The 25,289-nt window shown below is 72.3% G+C and carries 26 protein-coding genes; 18 read left to right on the top strand and 8 right to left on the bottom strand.

Going from position 1 to position 25,289, the window contains the following annotated elements; all coding sequences use genetic code 11:
- Positions 1–4 precede the first annotated feature (4 nt).
- Complete coding sequence (locus HS048_RS20080; RefSeq protein WP_068900841.1) at positions 5–682, bottom strand: bifunctional 2-polyprenyl-6-hydroxyphenol methylase/3-demethylubiquinol 3-O-methyltransferase UbiG; 678 nt, start codon at positions 680–682, stop codon at positions 5–7.
- A gap of 203 nt (positions 683–885) precedes the next feature.
- On the opposite strand from HS048_RS20080, the gene HS048_RS20075 reads away from it, so the two are divergent.
- On the top strand, positions 886–1,641 hold the full coding sequence (locus HS048_RS20075; protein WP_196468223.1) for an MBL fold metallo-hydrolase: 756 nt from the start codon (positions 886–888) through the stop codon (positions 1,639–1,641).
- 69 nt (positions 1,642–1,710) lie between these two features.
- On the opposite strand, the gene HS048_RS20070 is transcribed toward HS048_RS20075, so the two are convergent.
- The gene (locus HS048_RS20070) at positions 1,711–2,214 is read right to left on the bottom strand and encodes a hypothetical protein (protein WP_196468222.1); all 504 of its coding nucleotides are present in this window, start codon (positions 2,212–2,214) and stop codon (positions 1,711–1,713) included.
- 97 nt (positions 2,215–2,311) lie between these two features.
- The gene (locus HS048_RS20065; RefSeq protein WP_196468221.1) at positions 2,312–3,142 is read right to left on the bottom strand and encodes a hypothetical protein; all 831 of its coding nucleotides are present in this window, start codon (positions 3,140–3,142) and stop codon (positions 2,312–2,314) included.
- Between HS048_RS20065 and HS048_RS20060 the strand changes: the two genes are divergently transcribed.
- From HS048_RS20060 to HS048_RS20045, 4 genes are all read left to right on the top strand, one after another.
- Positions 3,141–3,329 carry a hypothetical protein gene (locus tag HS048_RS20060; RefSeq protein ID WP_068900833.1) on the top strand — a complete coding sequence of 63 codons (189 nt, stop codon included), beginning with the start codon at positions 3,141–3,143 and terminating at the stop codon, positions 3,327–3,329. The two genes, HS048_RS20065 and HS048_RS20060, sit on opposite strands and share 2 nt — an antisense overlap.
- Positions 3,330–3,544: 215 nt before the next feature.
- Positions 3,545–6,100: a DUF4118 domain-containing protein gene (locus tag HS048_RS20055; RefSeq protein WP_068901026.1), complete on the top strand. Its 2,556-nt coding sequence runs from the start codon at positions 3,545–3,547 to the stop codon at positions 6,098–6,100.
- The gene (locus HS048_RS20050) at positions 6,097–6,765 is read left to right on the top strand and encodes a response regulator (RefSeq protein ID WP_196468220.1); all 669 of its coding nucleotides are present in this window, start codon (positions 6,097–6,099) and stop codon (positions 6,763–6,765) included. The genes HS048_RS20055 and HS048_RS20050 overlap by 4 nt, the downstream gene beginning before the upstream one ends.
- A gap of 8 nt (positions 6,766–6,773) precedes the next feature.
- Complete coding sequence (locus HS048_RS20045) at positions 6,774–8,738, top strand: amino acid transporter (RefSeq protein ID WP_230881800.1); 1,965 nt, start codon at positions 6,774–6,776, stop codon at positions 8,736–8,738.
- A gap of 52 nt (positions 8,739–8,790) precedes the next feature.
- Here HS048_RS20045 and HS048_RS20040 read toward each other — a convergent pair whose 3' ends face one another.
- Positions 8,791–9,288, bottom strand: coding sequence for an STAS domain-containing protein (locus HS048_RS20040; protein ID WP_196468219.1), 498 nt, complete (start codon positions 9,286–9,288; stop codon positions 8,791–8,793).
- Positions 9,289–9,761: 473 nt separating this feature from the next.
- Here HS048_RS20040 and HS048_RS20035 point away from each other — a divergent pair, with 473 nt between their 5' ends.
- From HS048_RS20035 to HS048_RS20010, 6 genes are all read left to right on the top strand, one after another.
- On the top strand, positions 9,762–10,097 hold the full coding sequence (locus HS048_RS20035) for a PadR family transcriptional regulator (RefSeq protein WP_068900827.1): 336 nt from the start codon (positions 9,762–9,764) through the stop codon (positions 10,095–10,097).
- On the top strand, positions 10,094–10,525 hold the full coding sequence (locus HS048_RS20030; protein WP_068900825.1) for a DUF1048 domain-containing protein: 432 nt from the start codon (positions 10,094–10,096) through the stop codon (positions 10,523–10,525). The genes HS048_RS20035 and HS048_RS20030 overlap by 4 nt, the downstream gene beginning before the upstream one ends.
- Positions 10,522–11,328, top strand: coding sequence for an ABC transporter ATP-binding protein (locus tag HS048_RS20025; protein ID WP_230881799.1), 807 nt, complete (start codon positions 10,522–10,524; stop codon positions 11,326–11,328). The genes HS048_RS20030 and HS048_RS20025 overlap by 4 nt, the downstream gene beginning before the upstream one ends.
- 9 nt (positions 11,329–11,337) lie before the next feature.
- Complete coding sequence (locus tag HS048_RS20020) at positions 11,338–12,099, top strand: ABC transporter permease (protein ID WP_196468218.1); 762 nt, start codon at positions 11,338–11,340, stop codon at positions 12,097–12,099.
- An 86-nt stretch (positions 12,100–12,185) separates the two neighbouring features.
- Positions 12,186–13,394: a cytochrome P450 gene (locus HS048_RS20015; protein ID WP_196468217.1), complete on the top strand. Its 1,209-nt coding sequence runs from the start codon at positions 12,186–12,188 to the stop codon at positions 13,392–13,394.
- A 313-nt stretch (positions 13,395–13,707) separates the two neighbouring features.
- Positions 13,708–15,270, top strand: a complete 1,563-nt coding sequence (locus HS048_RS20010; protein WP_196468216.1) for an Ig-like domain repeat protein — start codon at positions 13,708–13,710, stop codon at positions 15,268–15,270.
- A 39-nt stretch (positions 15,271–15,309) separates the two neighbouring features.
- On the opposite strand, the gene HS048_RS20005 is transcribed toward HS048_RS20010, so the two are convergent.
- The 4 genes from HS048_RS20005 to HS048_RS19990 form a co-directional block, all read right to left on the bottom strand.
- Positions 15,310–15,696, bottom strand: coding sequence for an STAS domain-containing protein (locus HS048_RS20005; RefSeq protein ID WP_084008761.1), 387 nt, complete (start codon positions 15,694–15,696; stop codon positions 15,310–15,312).
- A gap of 178 nt (positions 15,697–15,874) precedes the next feature.
- On the bottom strand, positions 15,875–16,120 hold the full coding sequence (locus HS048_RS20000; RefSeq protein WP_196468215.1) for a hypothetical protein: 246 nt from the start codon (positions 16,118–16,120) through the stop codon (positions 15,875–15,877).
- Between the two features lie 306 nt (positions 16,121–16,426).
- Positions 16,427–16,936 carry an NUDIX domain-containing protein gene (locus HS048_RS19995; protein ID WP_304609694.1) on the bottom strand — a complete coding sequence of 170 codons (510 nt, stop codon included), beginning with the start codon at positions 16,934–16,936 and terminating at the stop codon, positions 16,427–16,429.
- A 52-nt stretch (positions 16,937–16,988) separates the two neighbouring features.
- Entirely contained in the window at positions 16,989–18,017 is a 1,029-nt protein-coding gene (locus HS048_RS19990; protein ID WP_230881798.1) for a hypothetical protein, read from the bottom strand.
- Positions 18,018–18,131: 114 nt separating this feature from the next.
- On the opposite strand from HS048_RS19990, the gene HS048_RS19985 reads away from it, so the two are divergent.
- The 7 genes from HS048_RS19985 (at position 18,132) to HS048_RS19955 (ending at position 25,269) form a co-directional block, all read left to right on the top strand.
- The gene (locus HS048_RS19985) at positions 18,132–18,752 is read left to right on the top strand and encodes a TetR/AcrR family transcriptional regulator (protein WP_230881797.1); all 621 of its coding nucleotides are present in this window, start codon (positions 18,132–18,134) and stop codon (positions 18,750–18,752) included.
- A gap of 88 nt (positions 18,753–18,840) precedes the next feature.
- Positions 18,841–19,707 carry a Cof-type HAD-IIB family hydrolase gene (locus HS048_RS19980; RefSeq protein ID WP_196468214.1) on the top strand — a complete coding sequence of 289 codons (867 nt, stop codon included), beginning with the start codon at positions 18,841–18,843 and terminating at the stop codon, positions 19,705–19,707.
- Between the two features lie 559 nt (positions 19,708–20,266).
- Positions 20,267–20,659, top strand: coding sequence for a GntR family transcriptional regulator (locus HS048_RS19975; RefSeq protein WP_084008782.1), 393 nt, complete (start codon positions 20,267–20,269; stop codon positions 20,657–20,659).
- Positions 20,656–21,546, top strand: coding sequence for an ABC transporter ATP-binding protein (locus HS048_RS19970; RefSeq protein ID WP_196468213.1), 891 nt, complete (start codon positions 20,656–20,658; stop codon positions 21,544–21,546). Before HS048_RS19975 ends, HS048_RS19970 begins: the two co-directional genes overlap by 4 nt.
- Positions 21,543–22,592 carry an ABC transporter permease subunit gene (locus HS048_RS19965; RefSeq protein ID WP_196468212.1) on the top strand — a complete coding sequence of 350 codons (1,050 nt, stop codon included), beginning with the start codon at positions 21,543–21,545 and terminating at the stop codon, positions 22,590–22,592. The genes HS048_RS19970 and HS048_RS19965 overlap by 4 nt, the downstream gene beginning before the upstream one ends.
- Positions 22,593–22,653: 61 nt before the next feature.
- On the top strand, positions 22,654–24,090 hold the full coding sequence (locus HS048_RS19960; protein WP_196468211.1) for a S41 family peptidase: 1,437 nt from the start codon (positions 22,654–22,656) through the stop codon (positions 24,088–24,090).
- Positions 24,091–24,114: 24 nt separating this feature from the next.
- On the top strand, positions 24,115–25,269 hold the full coding sequence (locus HS048_RS19955; protein WP_196468210.1) for an alpha/beta hydrolase: 1,155 nt from the start codon (positions 24,115–24,117) through the stop codon (positions 25,267–25,269).
- Positions 25,270–25,289 lie beyond the last annotated feature (20 nt).

The raw sequence follows: 25,289 nt of genomic DNA, 5'->3' as shown, positions 1-25,289 counted from the left end.
CCGGTCAGCGGGGTACGGCGCGCACCCACTCGCGGTCGTCGTCGAGGAACCCGGAGAGCGTCAGACCGGCCCGGCCGAGCTCACGGCCGAGACGGTCGTCGTCGAGGCGGCGGCTGACGAAGGTGTGGGTCCAGCGCCGTTCGCCGATGACGTACTCCATGGTGGCCTTCAGCAGGCCGGGGCCGGGGCGGCTGACGTCCTTCATCCGGACGGTGCCGCCGTCGCCGGTCCGGCGTTCGGACGGCCGGACGGTGTCGTACCACTCGGGGGGCTTGCGCTGCAGGATCACGCAGCCGTCATCGGCGACGTGGCGGCGGCAGGTGTCCAGGAACGCCGCGCGCAGGTCGTCGTCGGCGGTCTCGACGACGAACGACATCAGCAGTACCAGATCGAAGGTCCGGGGCAGGGCCAGGGACTGGATGGGAGAGCAGACGGTCTCGGCTCCGGTGATGTGGGCGAGCATCTCGGGAGACTCGTCGACGGCGACGACCTCGTGCCCGAGTTCCAGCAGGGGACGGGTGATGCGCCCGGCCCCTGCGCCGAGTTCGAGGATGGCCGCCCCGGGCGGGACGGCGGCGTGGATGAGTCCGGGCTCGCCGCCTGCGGTGAGGGTGGCGTAGTAGTCGACCGCGCAACCGTCGGGGGTGATCGGTCCTGGTCCCGTGCCGTGGTAGATCTCCATGCCCTCCAGTCTGGGCGCCGCGGGCGGCCGGAGCGCGGACGGAACGAGGACGGAAAACGGACGGGTGTCCGGAAGGCGCGCGGCGGCCCGTGTGGTCCGGTGGCCGGGACGGACCGTGCTCCGCTGACACCGGGACGCCGGCGGGGCGGTCCGCCTCCGTACCGGCGTTGTCCGGATCGTCCTCCGGGGGCCACCATGTGCAGATGAAGGTCCATCACCTCAACTGCGGGACGATGACCCTGCCGGCCGCGCCGCGCATGGTGGCCCACTGCCTGCTCCTCGAGACCGAACGCGACCTGGTGCTGGTCGACACCGGCTTCGCCCTCGGCGAGGACCGCCTGGAGGCGGCCTTCCTGCGCACGGCCCGGCCCTCCCTCGACCCCGCCGAGTCCGCCGTGCGGCAGCTCCAGGACCTGGGACTGGATCCCGAGGACGTGCGCCACATCGTGCTCACGCACCTGGATCCCGACCACGCCGGCGGGCTGCGGGACTTCCCGCACGCCCGCGTCCACGTGCACGCCGCCGAACTGGCGGCGGCCACCCGTCCCGGCGGCGGCGTGGCCCAGCGGCACCGCTACCTGCCCGCCCAGTGGGCGCACGGCCCCGACTGGGCCCCCTACGACGACGCCGGGGAGGAGCTGTACGGCCTGCGGGCCCGTCCGCTGGACGGCGTGGAGGGCGTGGCGCTGGTCCCGCTGGCCGGGCACAGCCGGGGACACTCCGGCGTGGCCGTGGACACCGGAGACGGCTGGCTGCTGCACGCCGGTGACGCCTACTGGTTCCACGGAGAGCTCTCCGCACCGTCGCACTGCCCGCTGACGCTGCGCCTCGCCCAGCGGCTCGTCGCCGTCGACCACACCCAACGGCTGGCCAACGTGGCCCGGCTGCGGGAACTGCCCGAGCAGATCCAGGTCTTCAGTGCCCACGACGCCGCCGAACTGACCCGATACACCGGGTGAACGGGCGGGCTCGCCGCCGCCAGCGGCGGGGTCGACGCAGGGGCGGGGTCGGCGGACGCCGGCCGGGCGTTAGGGGGTGGTCGGCCGGCAGGTGTCGGCCAGGAGCCGGGCCAGCCGGGCGGCGAAGGCTCCGTCGTTCTGCAGGCGCTCGTTGAAGGTGTCCGTCTGCGCCTCCGACAGACCCGGGTGGTCCGGGATCGTCCGGTAGGCCTCGGCCATCTGCGCGGGGTCGGCGTAGACGGTCGACTGCACCCGGCACAGGTGACCGGCGTGGGAGGTCAGGAAGAGATCCTCCGGTGTCCGGGCCGCGGCCGGCCGCGGGGCGGTGACCGGAGCCGCGGCCGGCTGCGGGGCGGTGACCGGGGCCGCGGCCGGAGCCGCGGTGGCCTGCCGTCCGGCCACGCCGGTGGCGTCGGACAGGAGCATCACGAGGGCGGCCGCGGCGAGCGCGGACAGGACCGCGACGACCGCCACGACGGCGCGGCGCTTGCCCGCTGAACTGTTCGCGGGCGGCTGCGGCCGCTCCTGCGGGGAGGTCGCGGAGGCCGGGGCGGTGCCGGTGCGGTGCTTCACGTCGGGTTCCTCCTGCAAAGGGCTCGGACGGTGGTGGACGAGCGGACGGGCCGGGGCGGTGCGGCCGGGTCCTCACGGGCCGGCCGCACCGCCGGGGTCACTCGACGGTGAGAGCGAGCTCGCCGGTGTGGCCGCCGCCGGTGTAGGCGGCGTGCACCGGGAGCCTGTAGGTGCCCGCGGCCAGACCGGAGGCGTCGAAGCGGACGGCGGCGTAGTCCTCGCGGGCCACCGCCGGTGCGACGTCGTCGTACAGACCGGCGGAGGTCTTCTCTCCGGGGTAGGCGATCTCCAGCCCCGCGGGCGGGGCCACGGTGACGCGGAAGTCCCGCAGGCCGGGCCTGCGTGCCTCGAAGGCGATCCTGACCCAGGAAGGGGTGTCCCTGGCCACGGTGACGGCGGTGGTCTTCTGCACCACCGCGGCACCGGTCGCCGGGGCGATCGGCAAGGTGGCGGTCACCGTCTGGTTGCCCTTGGGACCCTTGCAGTCGAACTTCTCCGCCACGGACGGGTCGTCCTTCTTGGCCTGGCCCGGCGGCAGCCGGGTGTAGGAGACGTCGAACGTCACCTTCGCCGCGCCGGACGCGCCCGCCGAGACGCTCACGTTCAGCGCGGTGAAGTCCATCGCGTCGGCGGCCAGCTTGTCCGCCTCGTACAGCGAGGTGTAGGAGCCGGTGTTCGCGGGGTAGCCGATGGTCAGCCCGGGCGCGGTGGCGGTGACCTTCACGTCGCACACGTCGGTGGTGGCCTTCCACACGGCGCTGATCCAGCCCTGCTGGCCGGGCAGCATGGAGGCGAGCGTCGGTACGACCAGCTGCAGGCCGTCGTCCTCGGCCGCGGCCTGCGCGCCCAGGGCGGGCACGGCGACGAGCGCGGTGGTCAGGGCGGTGGTCCCGGCGAGCGCGGCCGCCAGGCGGGAGACAGAACGCATGAGGGTGTTCCTTCCGTGGAATCCGGCCTCCTGGTTCCTCGGCCGAGAGGTCCGGCGGGTCGATGCGGGCACCCTCGAAGCCCCGGCCCAGGCCGACCGGTGCGAGCGCACCCGCGGAGCGGCTCGTACGGTGAGCACGGACGACGGCCGCGTCACGGCTGACGCGGCCGCCCTCGTCGTCCAGTGAGCCGGACCGCTGGAGCAAGAGGGGTGCGCCGGCGGTGCGGAACGGTTGCGTTCGCGCCCTGCGGCCGCAGGAGTATGGATCGCGTCAACGATCCGCCCGGCGGCGTAGGGAAACCGTCAAGATGCGAGGAAGCCTCCGGATACCGCTGTTTCATAGATCTCGGTACAGCTTGTTGGCTTTAGCGCGTTTTCAGAATCCGAGGAACGGTGATCGGCATGCCACGGGGGCGGCTGCGGGTCTACCTGGGCGCGGCCCCGGGAGTCGGCAAGACCTTCGCGATGCTGGACGAGGGGCGCCGCGGGCTGGAGCGGGGCCGGGACGTGGTCGTGGGCCTCGTGGAGACCCATGGCCGTGACCGTACCGCCGCGCTGCTGGAGGGCATGGAGGTCCTTCCCCGCCGGAATGTGCTGCACCGGGGGGCCGCCCTCGCCGAGATGGACACCGAGGCGATCATCGCCCGTCGGCCGGAGCTCGTCCTCGTCGACGAGCTCGCCCACACCAACGCTCCCGGGGCGAAGAACGCCAAACGCTGGCAGGACGTCGAGGAGATCCTGGACGCCGGCATCGACGTCGTGTCCACGGTCAACGTCCATCATCTGGAGTCGGTCAATGACGTGGTGCGGCAGATCACCGGGGTGCCGCAGGACGAGACCGTGCCCGACGAGGTCGTCCGGCGGGCCGAGCAGGTGGAACTGGTCGACATGACCCCCGAGGCGCTGCGCCGCCGGCTGGCGCACGGCAATCTCTACCCGCCGGAGAGGATCGACGCCACGCTCTCGAACTACTTCCGCGAGGGCAACCTGACCGCGCTGCGAGAGCTGGCGCTGCTGTGGGTGGCCGGGAAGGTCGACGAGCAGCTGGAGCGCTACCGCGCCGAGCACGGCATCGCCGCCACCTGGGGGGCGCGGGAGCGGGTCGTGGTCGCGCTGACCGGCGGTCCGGAGGGCGACACGCTCATCCGGAGGGCCGCCCGCATCGCGGGCCGTACCAAGGGCGCCGGTCTGCTGGCCGTACACGTCACCCGCGCGGGCGGCCCGGCCGGTGCGGGTCCAGCCCACCTGGCCCGCCAGCGCACCCTGGTCGAGGACCTGGGCGGCTCCTACCACCAGGTGGTGGGCGAGGACGTCCCCCGCGCGCTACTGGACTTCGCCCGCGGGGTCAACGCCACCCAGCTGGTGCTCGGCGCCTCCCGCCGGGGCCGGTCGGCCCGGCTGCTCTCACCGGGCGTCGGCGCGGAGACCACGGCGCTGTCCGGCTCCATCGACGTGCACATGGTCCCGCACGAGGAGACCGGCGTGGGCCGGCGACACCCGCCGCGCTCCCGGGCGGCGCTCACCCGCACCCGGCGGATCGCCGGGTGGTGCATGGCCGTCCTGGGCGTTCCCGCCCTGGCCGCGGCGATGGTCCCGCTGGACGGGCTGACCCTGTCCAGCCGGATCCTGCTGTTCCTGCTGATGGTCGTCGGAGTGGCCCTGGTGGGCGGCAGGTGGCCGGCGATCACCGCGGCCATGGGCGGATTCGCTCTGCTCAACTGGTTCTTCACCCCGCCGCTGCGCACCCTGGTCGTGGCCCGGACGGAGAACCTGCTCGCGCTCCTCAGCTTCGTGCTGGTCGCGGTGACCGTCAGCACCGTCGTCGACCTGGCGGCCCGCCGCAGCCGGGAGGCCGCCAGGGCCGGCGCGGAGGCCGAGGTGCTGTCCACGCTGGCCGGGCACGTGCTGCGCGGCCAGGCCGCGCTGACCTCCCTGCTGGCCCGCCTCCGGGAGACGTTCGCGCTGACCTCGGTGACCCTGCTGGAGCGCACCGGCGACCCCGGACTCGACGATCGCGGCGACCCCGAGACGTGGCGCATCCTCGCGGTCTCCGGCGGTCCGCCCTGCACCGGCCCGGAGGCCGCCGACGCCGATGTGATCATCGACGACTCCCTGGTGCTGGCGGTGCGCGGGCGGTTGCTGGAGGCCGCCGACCGCCGGCTGCTGGAGGCGTTCGCCGCCGAGGCCGCCGTCGCGCTGCGCCAGGAGCGCCTGCAGCGGGAGGCCGAGCAGGCCCGGCCGCTGGCCGAGGCCGACAAGATGCGCACCGCCCTGCTGGCCGCCGTCAGCCACGACCTGCGCACCCCGCTCGCCTCCGCCAAGGCGGCCGTCGACAGTCTGCGCAGCACCGAGGTCGATTGGTCGGCGCAGGACCGCGCCGAACTACTGGCCACCGCCGCCGAGTCACTGGCCATGCTGGACCGGCTGGTGGCCAACCTGCTCGACATGAGCCGCCTGCAGGCCGGAGTGCTCGGCCTGGCGCTGAACCCGGTGGCGCTGGAGGAGATCGTGCCGCGCTCCATCGACGCCCTGGGTCCGCTCCGTGACCGGGTCGAGGGTGACATCCCGCTGGAGCTGCCCGAGATCGTCGCCGATCCGGCCCTGCTGGAACGCGTCCTGGTCAACGTGATGGCCAACGCGGCCCGCTACAGCCCACCCGGGCACAAGGTCCTGGTCACCGCCAGCCGGTACGGCGAGCGCGTGGAGATCCGCGTGATCGACCACGGTCCCGGCATCCCCCGCGAACTTCGCGACCAGGTCTTCCTCCCCTTCCAACGGCTGGGCGACCGCGGCGGCCACACCGGTGTCGGCCTGGGACTGGCGCTCGCGCGCGGTCTGACCGAGGCCATGGGCGGCACACTCACCCCCGACGAGACGCCCGGAGGCGGAGTGACGATGATCGTTTCCATGCCGGTCTCCTCTCCCCGCGGAGACGTGCCGAGGGAGGAGGACAGATGACCCGCGTCCTGGTCGTCGACGACGAGCCGCAGCTGCTGCGGGCGCTCCGGATCAACCTGGTGGCCCGCCGCTACGAGGTCGCCCTGGCCGACGACGGCGCCTCCGCGCTGCGCCAGGCCGCACAGTTCCACCCCGACCTGGTCGTACTGGATCTCGGCCTGCCCGACATCGACGGCGTGGAGGTGGTCCACGGCCTGCGCGGCTGGACGACGGTGCCGATCGTGGTGCTGTCGGGCCGGGCGGGCAGCCAGGACAAGATCGACGCCCTGGACGCCGGCGCCGACGACTACGTCACCAAGCCGTTCGACATCGAGGAGCTCCTGGCCCGCATCCGGGCCGTCACCCGCCGCGCCTCACCGCACGAGGCGCAGCCGGCGCGGATCCGCGTCGGCTGCCGCACGGTCGACCTGGCGGCGAAGACGGTCTCCGGTGACGTGCGGCTGACCCCCACCGAGTGGCGGATGCTGGAACTACTGCTGCGCAACCCGGGCAAGCTGATCAGCCAGCGCCAGATGCTCACCGAGGTGTGGGGCGCCGACTACGTCAAGGAGACCCACTACCTGCGCCAGTACATGGCCCAGCTGCGCAGGAAGCTGGAGTCCGACCCCGCCCGCCCGGCCCATCTGATCACCGAGCCCGGCATGGGCTACCGGTTCACCCCCTGAGGATCGAAATGAGCACGCCGACCCCGCCGCGGACCGGCTCCGCGCGCGAAGAACGCGGAGAACGCGGAGAACGCGGAGAGTCCGCGCTGCACCGGTGGTTGCTGCACGGACTGCCGCGGAGCGACGCCAAGACCACCGGCCCGCACCATGAGCACACACCCGGTCACCGGCACACCTGGTGGCAGGTGATGTGCCTGACCGGGGTGGACTACTTCTCCACCCTGGGCTACCAGCCCGGCATCGCCGCCCTGGCCGCCGGAGCGCTCAGTCCGGTGGCCACCCTGCTGCTGGTCGCGCTCACCCTGCTGGGGGCGCTGCCCACCTACCGGGCCGTGGCCGAGCAGAGCCCCAACGGGCTGGGATCGCTGTCGATGCTGGAGAAGCTGCTGCCCGGCTGGCGCGGCAAGCTGCTGGTGCTGTTCCTGCTGGGCTTCGTGGCCACCGCGTTCATCGTGACGATCACCCTGTCGGCCGCCGACGCCACCGCGCACGTGCTGCACAACCCGTTCGTGCCCGGGTTCCTCGCCGGCCGGCAGGTGCCGGTCACCCTGGTGCTGATCACCGCCCTGGGCGGGGTGTTCCTGCTCGGGTTCAGCGAGGCGATCTCCATCGCCGTGGTCCTGGTCGCCGTCTACCTGGCGCTGAACGTCATCGTCGTGGGCGTCGCGGTCGAGCACGTCGTCGTCGGCCCTCACCTGGTCGGTGACTGGTACGGGGTGCTGACGGCCGAGCACTCCAGTCCGATCGCCATGATCGCCGTCGCACTGTACGTCATGCCGAAGCTCGCCCTCGGCCTGTCGGGCTTCGAGACCGGCGTGGCGGTCATGCCCCTGGTCAAAGGCGACCTGGACCGGCGGATCACGGGCGCGAAGAAGCTGCTGACCACCGCGGCGCTCATCATGAGCGTCTTCCTGATCGCCTCCAGCTTCGCCACCACCGTCCTCATCCCGGCCGAGGAGTTCGCCGAGGGCGGCCGCGCCAACGGCCGGGCCCTGGCCTACCTGGCGCACGAGTTCCTGGGCGACTGGTTCGGCACCGCCTACGACCTGTCCACGATCGCGATCCTGTGGTTCGCCGGCGCCTCGGCCCTGGCGGGACTGCTCAACATCGTGCCGCGCTATCTGCCCCGCTACGGCATGGCCCCCGACTGGTCGCGCGCCACCCGGCCGATGGTGCTGGTCTTCACCGTCATCTCGTTCGCCATCACGCTGTTCTTCGACGCCGACGTCGAATCCCAGGGCGGCGCGTACGCCACCGGAGTGCTCGCGCTGATCCTGTCGGCGGCGGTCGCGGTCACCCTGTCGGCGTGGAAGAGCAGGCGGGCCGGGGCGACCGCCGGGTTCGGGTTCATCACGGCCGTCTTCGGCTACGCCACCGTCGCCAACGTCATCGAACGTCCCGACGGCCTGGTGATCGCCGGGTTCTTCGTGGTGTTCATCGTGGTCACCTCCCTGGTCTCCCGGGCCACCCGCTCCACCGAACTGCGCGTCACCCGCATCACCCTGGACGACACCGCCCGGCGCTACATCAACGAGACCGGGGAGATCCATCTGATCGCCAACGAGCCCAACGCGCGCGACTGCGCCGAGTACGTCGGCAAGAAGCGGGAGGCGTGGGAGCTGCACCGGCTGCGCACCAGCGAGGGCGCGCTGTTTTTGGAGGTGACCGTCCCGGACGCCTCGGAATTCGAAAGCGAACTGCGGGTGGTCGGCGAGGAGCGCCACGGCTTCCGCATCCTGCGCATGGAGAGCACCACGATCGCCAACGCGATCGCCGCGCTGCTGCTGTACCTGCGCGACCAGACGGGCAAGACGCCGCACGTCTACTTCCACTGGGCCGCCGAAGGCAACCCTATCGGCGCGCTCCTGCGCTACCTGGTCTTCGGCGGCGGAGACATCCCGCCGTTGACCCGCGAGGTGCTGCGCCAGGCCGAGCCGGACCCCGCCCGCCGCCCGCTGGTCCACGTCGGCTGAACGTTCGGCTCGGCGACGGGCGGCGGTGGCGGTTCCGCTCCGGCCGCACGCGTCAGGGGTGGTCGATCCGGGCGCGGGCGGGCTGTGCGCGGGTCAGGTCGGCGTGTCCGGCGCCGGCCTGGCTCCGGCCGTCCGCCGACGACGGCTGCGGCGGACGGCCGCCGCGGTGGGCGGTGAAGTACGTGACCGCGTTCTCTGCGGCGGTGCCGGCCGGCGCGGTCGTCTGCCGGTCGAGTGCGCCGCCGGTGGGGAACAGCGTGCTCAGCCCGGTCAGTTCCAGCAGGCGGCCCAGCGGGCCGTGCACCCGGATCAGGCGCAGGCTCCCGCCCTGCTCGTTCGTCTGCCGCCACGCGGTGATCAGCGTCCGCAGGCCGCAGGAGTCGCAGAATCTCAGGCCGGCGGTGTCCACGACGAGATGCACGCGGCCGCAGGCGAGGGCCCGCTCGATCACCTGGCGCAGACGTCCGGCGGAAAGGGTGTCGAGTTCACCGTTCAGGGTGACCACCGAGAATGCGCGGTGGTCGCTCACGGTGATCGAGAGGAAGGTCATGCGGGGGTTTCCCGATCCACGGCGGATGGAGACTTCGCGCGCAGGTAGAACACCCGCAGGCGGTGACCGCTGCTTTCACCGTACGCCGTCCGGAGCCTTTTCCCTAACCATGCGGCCGGGAGTGCGCCCGCCACCGGACGCTGTCCTGCGCTGATGGGGATTTTCTTTTTTCTCCGGCCGCGGAACGGCATCGCGCTCGGGCGGTCCCGTCCGCGGCGGCCTTCCTCCCCCGCCCCATCAGCCCCTGCCCCCGCGAGCGGCGCCGCCGGAGCGACCGTGTCAGCACGGCGACGGCCCGGTGTCAGCACGGCCGGTGATGGTGGGTGCCACGAGGTGTCCAGGGACTGCGGCGTTCGTGGCCGCGTTCGCGGTCTCGACTCCCTCGAACTATTAAGTGTTGCTAGGTAGCAGTAGTAAGTGTTACTTTGTACCGGTAGTCAGTGTAACCAAGTAGCTGGAGGGAGGGCGCCGCCATGGGCAAGCAGATGACGGAGATGCTCAAGGGGACGCTGGAGGGCATCGTCCTGGCGATCCTGTCCGGCCGGCCCGCGTACGGCTACGAGATCACGGCGCGGCTGCGGGATCAGGGCTTCTCCGACATCGCCGAGGGCACCATCTACGCGCTGCTGGTCAGGGTCGAGCAGCGCGGCCTGGTCGACGTGGAGAAGGTCCCGTCCGAGAAGGGGCCGCCGCGCAAGGTGTACTCCCTCAACGCCCAGGGTCGGGAGTACCTCGACGAGTTCTGGAGGACCTGGAGCTTCCTCGCAGAACGGCTCGAACAGCTCCGCGAAGGAGGCAAGCAGACATGACCGCAGGGTCGAACGAGCAGAAGAACCGCTACCTGCAGTACCTGGAGACGGTCACCGGGCCGCTGGAGGACAAGCGGCGCTACCGGCGCCACAAGGCGCGCGTCAGGGCGCTCCCCGCGGACTACCGCACGGCGGTCGACGCGCTGGAGCGGTACATGCAGTTCTTCGGCCCGGGGAAGGCCGACAGCCTGCTGGCGATGCTGGACGACCTCGCCGACCTCTTCGAGCAGAGCGCGGCGGACGGGACCCCGATCCGCGAAGTCGTCGGCGAGGACCCGGTGGAGTTCGCCGAGGCGTTCCTCCGCAACTACCCCGAGGGCCAGTGGATCCACCGGGAGCGGGAACGGCTGGCCGACGCCATCGACCGCGCCGCCGATCACGCCACGGGCGACGAGCCGCGACGGAACAGAGAACGGACGGACGGATGACAGTCGATCAGATCCAGGAACCGGCGATCCGCGTGCAGGGTCTGGAGAAGTCGTACAAGGAGCTGCGGGTGCTGCGCGGCGTGGACTTCGACGTGGCGCGGGGCGGCGTCTTCGCCCTGCTCGGCTCGAACGGGGCGGGCAAGACCACGGTCGTGAAGATCCTGTCCACGCTGCTCAGGGCCGACGCGGGCACGGCCCGTGTGAACGGCTTCGACGTCGCTGAGCAGGCCGCCGACGTGCGCGAGTCCATCAGCCTCACCGGACAGTTCGCCGCCGTCGACGAGATCCTCACCGGGCGGGAGAACCTCGTGCTAGTCGCCCGGCTGCGGCACCTCGAGCACCCGGGAAAGATCGCCGACGACCTGCTGGCGCGCTTCTCGTTGACCGAGGCGGGCACGCGGAGGGTGTCGACGTATTCGGGCGGCATGCGCCGCCGCCTCGACATCGCGATGAGCCTGATCGGCGACCCGCCGGTCATCTTCCTCGACGAGCCGACCACCGGGCTCGACCCCCAGGCGCGCATCGAGGTCTGGCAGGCCGTCCGGGAACTCGCCGACCGCGGCACGACGGTGCTGCTCACCACGCAGTACCTGGACGAGGCCGAACACCTCGCCGACCGGATCGCGATCCTGCACCAGGGCCGGATCATCGTCAACGGCACTCTGGCCGAGCTCAAGCGGCTGCTGCCGCCCGCCAAGGTCGAATACGTCGAGAAGCAGCCGACCCTCGAGGACGTCTTCCTCGCCCTCGTCGGTGACGACGGCAAGAACGGCCATGACCGCAACGTCGGCACGAACGCGTAAGGGACTTCGATGAGCAAGCACTTCCTCGGCGACACGGCCGTCCTGCTGGGACGGACCCTGCGCCACATCGCGCGCAGTCCGGACACCATCATCACGACGGCGGTCATGCCGATCGCCATGATGCTGATGTTCGTCTACGTCTTCGGCGGCGCGATCGACACCGGGTCGGACTCGTATGTGAACTACCTGCTGCCCGGCATCCTCCTCATCACGGTCGCCTCGGGCATCGCCTACACCGCCTACCGGCTGTTCATGGACATGAAAGGCGGCATCTTCGAGCGCTTCCAGTCCATGCCGACCGCACGCTCGTCGGTGCTGTGGGCGCACGTGCTGACCTCGCTGGTCGCCAATGCGGTCTCGCTGGTGGTCGTCGTGCTCGTCGCCCTGCTCATGGGCTTCCGCTCGGCGGCGGGAGCGCCGGCATGGCTCGCGGCCGCCGGCATCCTGATCCTGTTCACCCTGGCACTGACCTGGATCGCCGTCATCCCCGGCCTGACCGCCACGACCGTGGAGGGCGCGAGCGCGTTCTCCTACCCGCTCCTGTTCCTGCCGTTCCTCAGCTCGGCCTTCGTGCCCACCGACACCATGCCCGGCCCGGTGCGCGCCTTCGCCGAACACCAGCCGGTGACCTCCGTCGTCAACGCCCTGCGCGACCTGTTCACCCGGCAGCCGGTCGGCGCCGACATCTGGATCGCCCTGGCCTGGTGCGTCGGCATCCTCGTCATCGCGTACGCCTTCGCCATGAACACCTACCGCCGCAAGATCTCCTAGCCCTTTCACCCACGCCCGTCCCGATCCGGATCGAACGCGGCTTCCACCTTCACCGAAGACGCACTCCCCCGAAACGAGGAGAGATCATGAGCGAATCCCTGCACACCGTCCCGGCGATGCCGGCGGAGCGCCGGCCCGGTTGCCCCTTCGACCCGCCCGAGGAGCTGATCCGGGCCCGCGAGCACGGCCCGATCAGCCGCCTCCCCTTCCCCAGCGGGCACCAGGGCTGGCTGGTCACCGGCTATGACCTGGTCCGGTCGGTCCTGGCCGATGCGCGGTTCAGCTCCCGCAAGGAGCTCATGCGCCACCACCCGCTCATCGACTACGGCGACATCGAGGTTCCCCCGGCGCCGCCCGGCGAGTTCCTGCTCATGGACGAACCCCAGCACAGCCGGTACCGCAAACCGCTGGTGGGCAAGTTCACCGCCCGGCGGATGCGGCTGCTCACCGAACGCATCGAGCAGATCACCGCCGAGCACCTGGACGCCATGGCGCAGGCCGGACCGCCGGCCGACCTGGTGACCGCGTTCGCCAAGCCCATCCCCGTCATCGTGATCTGCGAACTGCTGGGCGTGCCGTACGCGGACCGGGGCCGCTTCCAGGAGAACATCGACGGATTCATGAACGGGGAGACCAGCGACGAGGAGCTGATCGCGGCCTACACCGCGGTCCAGGCCTACCTCTCGGAGCTGGTGGCCGCCAAGCGCGCCGACCCCACCGACGACGTGCTCAGCGACCTGCTCGACAGCGATCTGACCGACGAGGAACTGCGGGGCATCGCCCTGATCCTGCTGGCGGCCGGGTTCGACACCACCGCCAACACGCTGGCCCTGGGCGCCTTCGCCCTCCTGCGCAACCCGGACCAGCTCGCCGCGCTGCGCGCCGAGCCCGCGCTCGCCGACCGGGCCGTCGAAGAGCTGCTGCGCTATCTGAGCGTCGCCAAGCAGTTCCACCGGGTCGCTCTGGAGGACGTCGAGCTGGGCGGCCACACCATCACGGCCGGCACGACGCTCATCCTGTCCCTCAACACCGCCAACCGCGACCCCGAGCGCTTCCCCGACCCCCACGCGCTCGACCTGCGCCGGAACGACGGCAGCCACCTGGCCTTCGGCCACGGTATCCACCAGTGCCTCGGGCAGCAGCTGGCCCGCGTCGAGATGCGGGTCGCGCTCCCCGCGCTGATCCGCCGCTTCCCCTCGCTGCGCCTGGCCGTACCGGCCGAACAGGTCGCCCTGCGCCCGGAGGCCGCGGACATCCACGGGGTCAAGAGCCTCCCGGTCGCCTGGGACGCATGACCGCGAGCCGGTGACGGGCACCCCGTTCCGCGAGCCGGCCCCCAGCGTGACGGCGGCCGGCCCACGGCGATCACCGTCCGGCCCTGCGGAGCGACGGTTACCAGCCAGTGGGCCGAAAGAGCCGCTTTCGCACGTTTATGCAGGCCACAGGCCTAGCGAGCACGACACGTCTATGTAACGCGCTCTTGCGGCCCGACCGTAAATAATTACCTTTGGCAATCAGACGATCATTTACGGTGAATCACCGCAGGTGCCGACCGCGTAGACGGCCACCCGGCGGGACGCCGTAGCCATCCAGAAGGGGGCCTTCCCCATGCCCGCCGGTTCACCGCTCCGCCTCCCCTTCCTGCGCTCCGGACCCGCCCGCCGCGCCGCTGCGGCCGACGCGCCCGCCGAGTCCCTCGCCCTGGCGACCACGACCCTGGCCTACGTCGTCAACGGCGGTGACGGCACGGTCTCGGTGATCGACACGACCACCAACACCGTGACCGCCACCATCACCGTCGGAAACGACCCGTACCGGGTGGCGGTCACCCCCGACGGCACCACCGCCTACGTCCCCAACGCCGACGGCGGCACGGTCTCGGTGATCGACACGACCACCAACACCGTGACCGCCACCATCACCGTCGGAAACAGCCCGTACGGCGTGGCGGTCACCCCCGACGGCACCACCGCCTACGTCCCCAACAGCGACGGCGGCACGGTCTCGGTGATCGACACGACCACCAACACCGTGACCGCCACCATCACCGTCGGAAACGACCCGCTCGGGGTGGCGGTCAGCCCGGACGGCGCAACCGCCTACGTCGTCAACCAGTCCGACGACACGGTTTCGGTGATCGACACGGCCACCGGCACCGTGACCGCCACCATCGACGTCGACGACCGCCCGATCAGCGTGGCCTTCGGTCCGGACGGCGCCACCGCCTACGTCGCCAACCCCGGTGACGGTACGGTCTCGGTCATCGACACGGCCACCGGCACCGTGACCGCCACCATCACCGTCGGAAACAGCCCGTACGCTGTGGCGGTCACCCCGGACGGCGCCACCGCCTACGTCCCCGGCAACAGCGGCGGCACGGTCTCGGTCATCGACACGGCCACCGGCACCGTGGTCGACACCATCACCGTCAGCGCCGACCCGTACGACGCGGCGGTCAGCCCGGACGGCGCCACCGTCTACGTCACCCATGAGGACGGCGGCACGGTCTCGGTCATCGACACGGCCACCGGCACCGTGGTCGACACCGTCACCGCCGGTGACGACCCGCGCGGGGTGGCGGTTGCCGCCGTCCCCGTCTCCTCGGCGGTGACCCTCACCGCCAGCCCCGATCCGGCCCAGGTCCACCGGCCCGTCACCCTCACCGCCCAGGTCACCTGCACCACCGGCACCCCGGCCGGCACCGTCCGCTTCTACGACGGCGCCGCCCTGCTCGGCACCCGCCCGCTCAACGCGGCCGGCACCGCCGTCCTCACCACCAGCGGCCTGGACGCCGGCGACCACCAGATCACCGCCGTCTACTCCGGCGACGGCATCTGCCCGCCCGCGGTCTCCCCTCCCCTGCTCCTGACCGTCAACAAGGGCGTCTCCAGCGTCCAGGTCCTCGCCGTGCCCAACCCGGCCCTCGTCTTCCTGCCCGTCACCCTCACCGCCCGCGTCACCTGCGACTCCGACATCCCCACCGGCACCGTCCGCTTCATGGACGGCGCCGTCACCCTGGGCACGGTCCCGGTGCTCGCCGGCGCAGCCGTGCTGATCACCGCCTTCCGCAGCCGCGGCCCCCACCAGATCACCGCCATCTACTCCGGTGACGCCGACTGCGAACCCTCGGCCTCGCCGCCGCGCACCGTCACCGTCATCGGCCTGCTGTGACCGCACGGCCGGGCGCGACCTGCCGGGGCACCGGCGGGGTCAGCTCTCCGCGGCCCGGCGGAGGGCCTCATCGGTGCCGGGACAGATGACGAACGCCTTGTCCAGACCCGTGATGGCCAGCAGCCGGGCCATCACGGCGGGCACCGCGCTGAGCAGCAACCGGATGCCGGCGGCCTGGCCGTGTTTCATCGTCGCGATCAGCTCCCCCAGTCCGGACGAGTCGCAGAAGGTGATCCCGCTCAGGTCCAGGATCACCGCGCGGGTGGCGGGCGGGCCCCAGACGGCGCCCGACTCCAGCGCATCGCGCAGGATCGGCACGGTGTGCAGGTCGAGCTCTCCGCCCAGACGGACCACGACGATCTGCTCACGCCGGACGAGGGAAACGGTCAGGTTCGGGCGGTGGCCGGAGCCGGTCGGGGATGTCATCGTAGAAGTTCCTGCCTGCAGGGTTCGTGTCACGTGTCCATCACCCCTACCAACGATCACCGCCGTATAACGCCCGGGCAGCCTCGGCGTGGAATGAAGCGTACGATTTCGCGTCCGCGGCGTCTCCGGCGCCCTCCGGCAGGAAGCGGCCGACACCCTCCGGCGCCGGATGGCCGGCTCAGCCGGCCGGGGCGTCCGCCGGTCGGGGCGACGGCACCAACGGGCCGGCGGTGTCCTCCCTCGCCGCCGGGAAGGCCGCGGTCGGCTGGTCCACGGAGGGCTCACCGGGAGCCGGGCAGAGGCAGTAGCCGCGTGCGACGATGAGCCGGCCCCGGGCCGGGGTGTAGACGCCGCCGTCGGCTCCGCCCTCGGCCACCAGGACGCGGGTGCAGGTGCGGCACACGAGCTGAGCGGGAATCTCCATGACGCCTCCGGATGTCCGGCTGCCACGCGTCCGTCGCGTGGGCCGCCCGCACCGGCCGGTGGACCGTCCCGGGGACTCGGCCGTCCTGTGCGGTGGATGTGGCCTGGCTGCCGCAAGGCCACCGGGGACGCGGGTGCCTCGGTCGCCGTGCGCCGACGACCGAGGCACCCGCGTCCCCGGATGCGAACACGGGTCCTCCCCCTGTGGCGTCCCCGCCCGCACGGATGTGTCTATCAGCATTCGGTCCGTTACGGTGGGTGAATGTGTGAATGAGGTGGGTGCGTGTAGCCCGGATCGTCACCGGCCCTACGAGGAACCGCACCGCCGCGGGGCGGGCGGGTCGAACCAGGTCTCGGGTGAGGCCGGGTCGATCCGGGCCAGGATGTGACGCATCGTCGGCGCCATGGGCATCGCGTCGTACTCTCCCGGGGCGGCGAAGCGGAAGCGGGCGACCTCCTCTCCGTCGGGCACCGGCTCACCGGCGACGATCCGGCAGGCGAACACCGTCGCCACGTACGCGACCCGGTCGCCGTTGCGGTACTCGACGACGAACTCCGGGCCGCCGAACACCCCCAGTACGGCCGTCGGCTCGACCTCGACGCCGAGTTCCTCCCGCATCTCCCGGACGAGGGCGTCCGCCGGTCCCTCACCGGGGTCGACCGCCCCGCCGGGCAGCATCCACCGGCCGGTGTCGATGTCCTCCACCAGCAGGAAACGGCCCTCGTCGTCGCTGATGACCGCCGTCACCGCCGGCATCAGCAGCAGGTCGTGCCCCACGTACCGCCGCAGCCACTCCAGGTAGGCGGAAATCCCCATGAGGCCCCCTCTTCCGGCGCCCACCGGACGGGGCCGCCACAGCGATCATGCCTCAGCCCGGGTCCCGGTAGTAGTCGGCGAGGGCGGCGAACGCGGCCTTGGGCTCCCACGGCAGGCCGGGGTAGGCGGCTCCGAGGCGGTCCTCGTAGACCTTGACGATGCCGTAACTGGCCAGGTCCAGGTCCTCTCGGGGGTCGCCGCCGGGACGGTGCGGGTGGTCGTGCAGCGCGAAGGTGAACACGAAGGCGCCGTCGACCCCTCCGGCGTCGAAGATCTCCAGCAGCTCGCGCAGGTAGGCGGCCTGCCCGGCCTCGTCGCGGGCGTACTCGCCGTTCAGCCGGACAGGAGCGCGGGTGACCGCGTCGTATTCGACGATCTCCAGACCGCGGGCGCCCCTCTCTCCGGCGCCCCGGTAGCAGGCCGCACCGAACTCGGTGATCGCGACCGGTTTTCCCTGCGCGACGAGCCCGCGGACGCCCTCGGCGAAGTGGCCGGCGATCTCGGCCGACCGGTAGAGGTCCACGGACACGATGTCGAACGGGGCCCAGTCGACGCGCTCGAGCGGTACGGAGGCATAGGTCACCCGGCCGCCGAAGCGCTCGCGGACGAGTGCCACGGCCCTGCCGAGGAAGTCGTTGACCCGTGCGCCGACCTCGCCGATCCGCTCACGTAACCGGTGCGGCCGGCTCAGCAGCTCGATCCGCTCGTCGATGCCGTCACCGGGCAGGAACCCCTTGTTCATCAGGCTGAGCTCGGCACCGGTGACGAACACGATCTCGGCGCCCCGCCGCCTGAGCCGCTCCGCCCGGGCGGCGCAGTCGGCGAACAGCGGCAGCATCTCGTCGGCGGTCAGTTCCAGCGGATAGGGCGAGAACCAGACCTCCAGGCCGAGGTCGGCGGCGTGCGCCGCCGCGAGCTCCATCCGTTCCGGATCACCGCCCATGATGCGGACCGCGGTGCAGTGCAGGTCGTCACGGATGATGCGCAGCTCGCGCTCGACCGCCTCCGGGTCGAAGCGCGGATGGCCGATCGCTCCCTTGTAGACGAAGCCGGTGTCGTAACTGATGCCTTTGGCTCGCATGTGCCGTCTTCTCCCAGTCAGATGATTAAGGTACAAAACGTACCCTAGTTGCCGGATGCGAGCATGCCAACCAGAATGGGAAGGTACGGTCGGTACCGGTTCCAGGAAGGGGCCATGGCGGGCGATCCGATGAGGCGCTCAGGCGCCGGGCAGACACGGCGACGCGGCGCCGCCCTCGAGGAGGCGATCCTGCGGGCCGCGACCGACGAGCTCGCCGAGTCCGGATACGCCGGGCTGACCATGGACAAGGTCGCCGCCCGGGCCGGCACCAACAAGAACGCCATCTACCGCCGCTGGCCGAACCGCCTCACGCTGGGCATCGCCGCCTACCGGCGGCTGGCCACGACGACCCCGCCCCCCGACACCGGCGATCTGCGCGGCGACGTCCTGGAACTGCTCCGCCAGGCGAACCGCTACTGGAGCTCGTCCTCCGGCGCGATCCTGCGCGAGCTGCTCGCCGCGGCCGGCGGCGCTTCGGAACTCCTCGCGCAGTTGCAGGGGCAGTCCGGCGACGCCGCGGCCGCCCCCTGGCTGACCGTCCTGGGCCGCGCGGTCGCGCGTGGCGAAGCCTCCCCCGAAGCGCTCCATCCGCGGGTGGCGACCGTGGCCATCGTCCTGCTGCGCAACGAGTTCGTCATGCGCGGGGCGCCCACCGCGCCCGACGACGTCCTCGTCGAGATCGTCGACGAGGTTTACCTCCCCCTGGTACGGCGACGCGGTCCGGTCCCGGCCTGAGCGCCCGAGCCTCCCGGGAGACCCGCGTCCGAGGTCCGCAACCGCCGCACGTAGCATGCGAAGACCGCCCCCACCCCGAGGAACGCCTGTGACACACCCCGGCAACGCTCCCGCCCGGCCCCTGGCCGCCGACCGGCCGGACCTGCCCGCCGACATCCGGCTGATCGTCACCGACATGGACGGCACGCTCCTGGACGACGACGGGCGGATCCCCGCGGACCTGTGGCCCCTGCTGGAGCGGCTGCGCAGCCGCGGCGTGCTGTTCTGCCCCGCCAGCGGCCGGCAGTACGCCTCGCTGGCCGTGCAGTTCAAGGACGCCTTCGACGGGACGGTCTTCATCGCCGAGAACGGCGCCTTCGTGGTCCGCGACGGCCAGGAGATCAGCTCCGACCTGCTGGAGCCGCCGTTCGTCCGCGACGTCGTGGCGGCCGCGCGCGACCTGGCGGCGGACGGCGTGGACATCGGCGCCGTCGTCTGCGGCAAGCGCACCGCCTACGTGGAACGCACCGACCCGGCCTTCCTGTCCGAGGCCGTCAAGTACTACGCCCTCCTGACCCCGGTGGACGACCTGGCCTCCGTCGACGACGACATCATCAAGATCGCCCTGTTCGACTTCGGTACGGCCGAGCACAGCACGGCGCCGGCGTTGAAGCCGTTCGACGAGACCCACCAGGTGGTGGTCTCCGGCGAGCACTGGGTGGACGTCATGCACACCGGCACCGGCAAGGGCGCGGCCGTGCGACGGCTCCAGCAGGAGCTGGGCGTCACGCCCGCGCAGACCATGGTCTTCGGCGACTACCTCAACGACCTGGAGATGCTCGACGCCGCCGAGTGGTCCTTCGCCATGGCCAACGCCCACCCGCAGGTCATCGGACGGGCCCGCTACCTGGCCGGCTCCAACAACGAGCACGGCGTCCTGCACGCCATCGCCCGGGTCACCGGCCTGACCCCGTAGCGGTCGGCGCCCCGCCGACCGCCCCCTACCGACCGCCCCGCCGACCGCCTCCTGCCGACGCCCCCGGCTCGGGCGCCTTCGCCGGCATGCGCACCCGCGTCACCCGGCCCTCCGTGCACGGGCTCGAGCTCGTCCCCATCCGGCGTCCCGCGCCCGTCCACCCGTGGCCGCTCGCCCGGCGCGCCGTCAGCGACCATCCCGCCCCCGGCGATTTCCGCGACCGCCTGCGCCACGTGCCCGCGTCGGTCCCGTCACCCGGCACCCGGACCCCTCGCGGTTCCGGAAGCGGGTGAACGGGACGGGGACGGCCCCAGACCTGCCGGCTGGACGGCCCCAGACCTGCCGGCGCCTCCCGGCGCGCCCGGCCTGCCCGCATGGGACTGCCACCCCGAGCAGGGTCGCCGCCGCCCGTCCGGTGCGCGGATCCGCCGACCGCCGCCGGCGAGCGCACCCCCTTTCCCGCAGCGCCCCAGGCGAGTCTCCCTCCGGATGCTTCCTTGACGGGTTCCTTATATGGCAATATCTAATGTACTAGGAGACTAGATAAATGGAGATACCGGTGATCGAGTTCCATCTGGATGCGAAGTCCGGGGTCTCGCCGTACCTGCAGCTGGTCCAGCAGGTACGGCACGCGCTCCGGCTCGGCCTGCTGCGCGAGGGAGACCGGCTGCCGACCGTCAAGGAGACGGTCGCGCAGCTGGCGATCAACCCCAACACCGTCCTGAAGGCCTACCGGGAACTCGAGCACGAGGGCCTGGTCGCCGCCCGGCCGGGGGTGGGGACGTTCGTGACGAAGACGCTCACCGACACCTCACTGGCCGCGCACGGGCCGCTCCGGCTGGAGCTGCAGCGCTGGCTGGCCAAGGCCCGCCGGGCCGGCCTCGACGACGAGAGCATCGAGGCCCTCTTCACGACCACCTTTCGGACCACCGCTCAGGAGGACATAGCGTGACTTCCGTCTTAGAGGCCCGGGCACTGGGCAAGAGGTACGGCAGGCGCTGGGCGCTGCGCGAGTGCACCGTCGACGTCCCGGCGGGCCATGTCGTCGGGCTGGTGGGCCCCAACGGGGCCGGCAAGACCACGCTGCTGAAGCTGGCCGGCGGTCAGCTCGAGCCGACGGCCGGCGACATCACGGTGCTCGGCGGCCGGCCCGGGGCCACGCCCGCGCAACTGGCCAGGGTCGGGTTCGTCGCCCAGGACACCCCCGTCTACGCGGGGCTGACCGTCGCCGACCACCTCCGACTGGGGGAACGGCTCAACCCCCGCTGGGACGCCGCCGTGGCACGGGAGCGCGTCGCGCGGCTCGGCCTCGGTCCCGGCCAGCGGGCGGGCAGGCTGTCGGGCGGCCAGCGCGCCCAGCTCGCCCTCACCCTGGGCCTGGCCAAGCGGCCCGAGCTGCTGATCCTGGACGAGCCGGTCGCCGCGCTCGACCCGCTGGCCCGCCGCGAGTTCCTGCAAGGGCTGATGGAGGCCGTCGCCGAGCACGAGTTCAGCGTGCTGCTCTCCTCCCACCTGGTCTCCGACCTGGAGCGGATCTGCGACTACCTGATCGTGCTGGTCGACTCCCGCGTCCGGGTCGCCGGGGAGACCGAGAAGCTGCTGGCCACCCACCACCGGCTCACCGGCCCGCGCCGCGACCCCGGCCGGCTCCCCGCCGACCAGCACGTCGTCTCCGCCAGCCACACCGACCGGCAGAGCACGTACGTGGTCCGCACCGACGCCCCCATCCACGACCCCGCCTGGACGGTCAGCCGGCTCAGCCTGGAGGACCTCGTCCTGGCCCACATGGACGGGCGTCCCGCCGAGAGCCGGCGCGCCACCCTGGAGGTACAGCGATGATCTGGCTGACCTGGCGCCAGTTCCGCGGTTCGGCCGCGATGACGGCCGCCCTGCTCGTCGTCCTCACCGCCGCCCTGACGCTGACCGGCCCGGACCTGGCCTCCCGCTACGCCACCGGGATCGCCTCCTGTACGCAGGACGACTCCTGCGCCCGCTTCTACGACCGCTTCTTCGACGAGTACCAGCTGCCGTTCCTGGCCGTCAGCCTCGTCGTGCTGCTCCTGCCCGCCCTCGTCGGGCTCTTCTGGGGCGCACCGCTGATCGCCCGGGAGCTGGAGGCGGGCACGCATCTGCTGGTGTGGAACCAGAGCGTCACCCGCGGCCGCTGGCTGGCGGTCAAGCTCGGGCTCATCGGCCTGACCGCCGCGGCCGCCACCTGCCTGTGCGGCCTCGTGGTGACCTGGTGGTCCGGCCCCCTGGACAAGTCGGCCTTCCCGGAACTGGCCGTGATGGCGCCCCTGGTCTTCGGCGCCCGCGGCATCGCCCCGATGGGGTATGCGGCCTTCGCCTTCGTCCTCGGCGTGACCGTGGGCATGCTGGTGCGCCGCACGCTGCCCGCCATGGCCCTCACCCTGGCCGCCTTCGCCGCGATCCAGCTCGCCATGCCGCTGCTGGTCCGGCCCCACCTGATGCCCCCGGTCACCTCGACCTTCGAGATCAGCGAGGCGAACGTGTCCGGCATCGGCATCCAGGGGGACACGGGATCCGCGCACGTCGTGCTGGGACCGGCCGTTCCCGGGCACGCCGGGGCCTGGGCCCTGTCCAGCGACCTCCTCGATCCGTCCGGGCGCGTCATCGCCGGCCGCGGCGAGGAGGGCCCCGTCAAGGTCTCCACCACGTCGGGCCCCTGCGCGCCGGCGGCGGGACCGCCGAACATGGGGGCATGCCTGGCCGAGGCCAGCCGCCTCGGCTACCGGCAGCGGGTGACCTACCACCCCCTCGACCGCTTCTGGCCCTTCCAGTGGATCGAGACCGGGATCTACGCCCTGCTCACCGCCGGCCTCACGGGGTTCTGCTTCTGGTGGATCCGCAGGCGGCTGTCATGACCGGGCCGATCGAGGCCGTCAACGGACACGGCACCCCGGCCGGGCTACCGGTGGAGGGCGCATGACCGCCGTCAGGACCGCCGTCAGGAGCGGGGCCGCCGGACTCGCCCTCCTGCTGGCGGCGGCCTGCACCACGCCGACGCCGCCGCGCGGCCAGGCGGGCGCGGCGGCCGGTGCGGTCTGCGCGCCGCCCCGGGCGATCCCCGGGGCGGAGACGCCCACCACGATCGACGTCGTCGAGCAGGCGTACTTCTGCATCCTCGGCAACCACCACCGCGGCGCCGCACTGGACGCCCGCGCGCTGCTGACCGCCGGGTTCGCCGCCCTGACCCGGGAGCTCAACCGCAACGGGCGCGACGTGCCCGAGGCGACCATGCCGGCGCTGACCGGTGACCGGAAGGCCGACTGGGCCGCCTTCGAGGCCGCCTACCGCACGACCACCGACCAGGTCCCCGCCCTGCGCGACGAACTGGCCGTCGTCACCCTCGAGGCCGTCGTGGCCGCCCTCGACGACGACCACGCCCGCTGGGCGCACGACATCGAGCGGCAGCGGCACCCCGACCACTACGACGGCGACGGCTACGGCCTGGGCCTCCAGACGAACGTCACCGGCTCGGAGGCGAGCGGCGCCCCCGGCCCCACCATCCCCCCGCTGTTCGTCACCGCCGTGCAGGGCGGCGCCGCGCAGGCCGCCGGACTGCGCCCGGGCGACGTCATCGAGTCCATCGACGGCTCGGCGCCCTTCATCGACGGCAGGGCCGGCCCCGCGATCGCGGCCCTCTACCCGCAGTACCCGCAGGCCCGCCCGGTCCGGCTGCGGCTGCTGCGGCAGACCACCGGCCGCCGCTGGTCCGTCACGCTCGCACCCGGCCTCTTCCCGCAGGATCCGGCCACCCTGCGGGCGGTGCGGGCCAAGCTGCTGGACGGCGACGTCGCCTACGTACGGATAGCCGGATTCGCCCCCGATTCCGCCGACCGGGCCCTGCGGGCCGTCTCCCGGCTGCGCACCGGCCGGACGCTGTCCGGCGTCGTGCTGGACCTGCGCGGCAACGGCGGCGGCAGCCCCTCGGAGGCGACCCGGCTGGTGAGCGCGTTCGCCCGCGGCAAGGTCACCGGTTACCAGTGCACCGCCGACGACAGGTGCGAGAGCATGCGGACCGACGACACCGTCGAGCCGCTCGGCCTGCCGCTGGTGGTGCTCGTCGACCGCGGCTGCGCCTCGGCCTGCGAGCACTTCGGCTCCGCGGTCAAGGACCTGCGCGCCGGCCGGCTGGTCGGCACCAGGACCGCCGGCATGATCTCCGGTCCGGCCCGGTCGTACCTGCTGGCGAACAACACCCTGCTGGCCTTCCCGTCCAAGCGCCACCTGGGATCCCGCCGCCAGGTGATCGACCGGATCGGCGTGCCGCCCGACCACCACGTGCCCCTGACCGCCGAGGACGCGGCCGCTGGGCGCGACCCCGCCCTGACCAAGGCCCTGGCCTTGCTGCACAAGTGACCGCACAAGTGAACGGACTTCTCCATGAGACAGCTCCTGGCGGTCGCCGCGGGACTGGTCGTCCTCGCCGCGTCCGCCTGCTCCGCACCCGCACCGCCCCGGTCCGCCGTCCCGTCGGCCGCACCGACCGGCCCCGCCGCCCTTCCCGCCCCCACCGGTACCCACCCGGTCGGCACCACCGCCCTGTACCTGAAGGACACCTCCCGCCCCGATCCCTGGAACCTCGACGCCGGCGCCAGAGAGCTCAAGGTCACCCTGTGGTATCCGACCGGGCGGCGGGACGGGCGGCGCGCGCCGTACATGACGGCGAAGGAGTCGGAGCTCTTCCTGAAACGCTCGAGGATCACCGGCGTGCCGTACGACACGCTGAGCAGGACCCGGACGAACGCCCTCGAAGACGCCGGCCCCGCGGGGCGGGGGCTCCCGCTGGTGGTGCTCTCCCCCGGCTTCACCAAGCCGGTGAGCACGCTCACGTCCCTGGCCGAGGACCTGGCCAGCCGCGGGTACGTCGTGGCCGGGATAGACCACCCCTACGAGAGCTATGCCACGACCCTCCCCGGCGGGCGGGTCGCAGAATGCCTCGCCTGTGACAGTGACACCGACCCGGGCTTCGGCACGGGTGTGGTCCAGGGCCGGGCGGCCGACGTCTCCTTCGTGCTCGACCGGTTGCCATCGGAGTGGGACGGCGCCGAGGTGATCGACCGCTCCCGGATCGCGATGGCAGGTCAGTCGATCGGCGGTGCCGCCGCCCTGGCGACCATGGTGGCGGACTCCCGCGTACGCGCCGGGATCGACATGGACGGCACCACCTACGCCCGGATCCCCAGGAGCGGCTTCTCCCGGCCGTTCATGTTCATGGGTGCGCCGCAGCACGTCCCCGGGGGCCGCGACACCTCCTGGGACCGCGACTGGGAACTGCTGGCCGGGTGGAAGCGCTGGCTCGTGCTGTCGCGTGCCGAACACCATTCCTTCACCGACCTGCCGCTGCTGGCGGGCGCCCTCGGCATCAGGCCCACCCCGGGCGCCCTGCCCGCGGCGCGCTCCGCCGAGCTCACCCGCACGTACGTGGCGGCCTTCCTCGACCGGCACCTGAAGTCGCGGCGGCGGCCCCTGCTGGAGGGGCCCTCGTCGCGCCATCCCGAGGTCGCGTTCTGCCCCGCGTCGTGCGGCCGGTCCTGAGCCCCGGCTCCCTGAAGGTC

The organism is Planomonospora sp. ID91781 (assembly GCF_015711595.1).
Classification (GTDB): domain Bacteria; phylum Actinomycetota; class Actinomycetes; order Streptosporangiales; family Streptosporangiaceae; genus Planomonospora; species Planomonospora parontospora.
The sequence above is the reverse complement of the archived record's forward strand: the minus strand, read 5'-3'. Positions and strand labels throughout refer to the sequence as shown.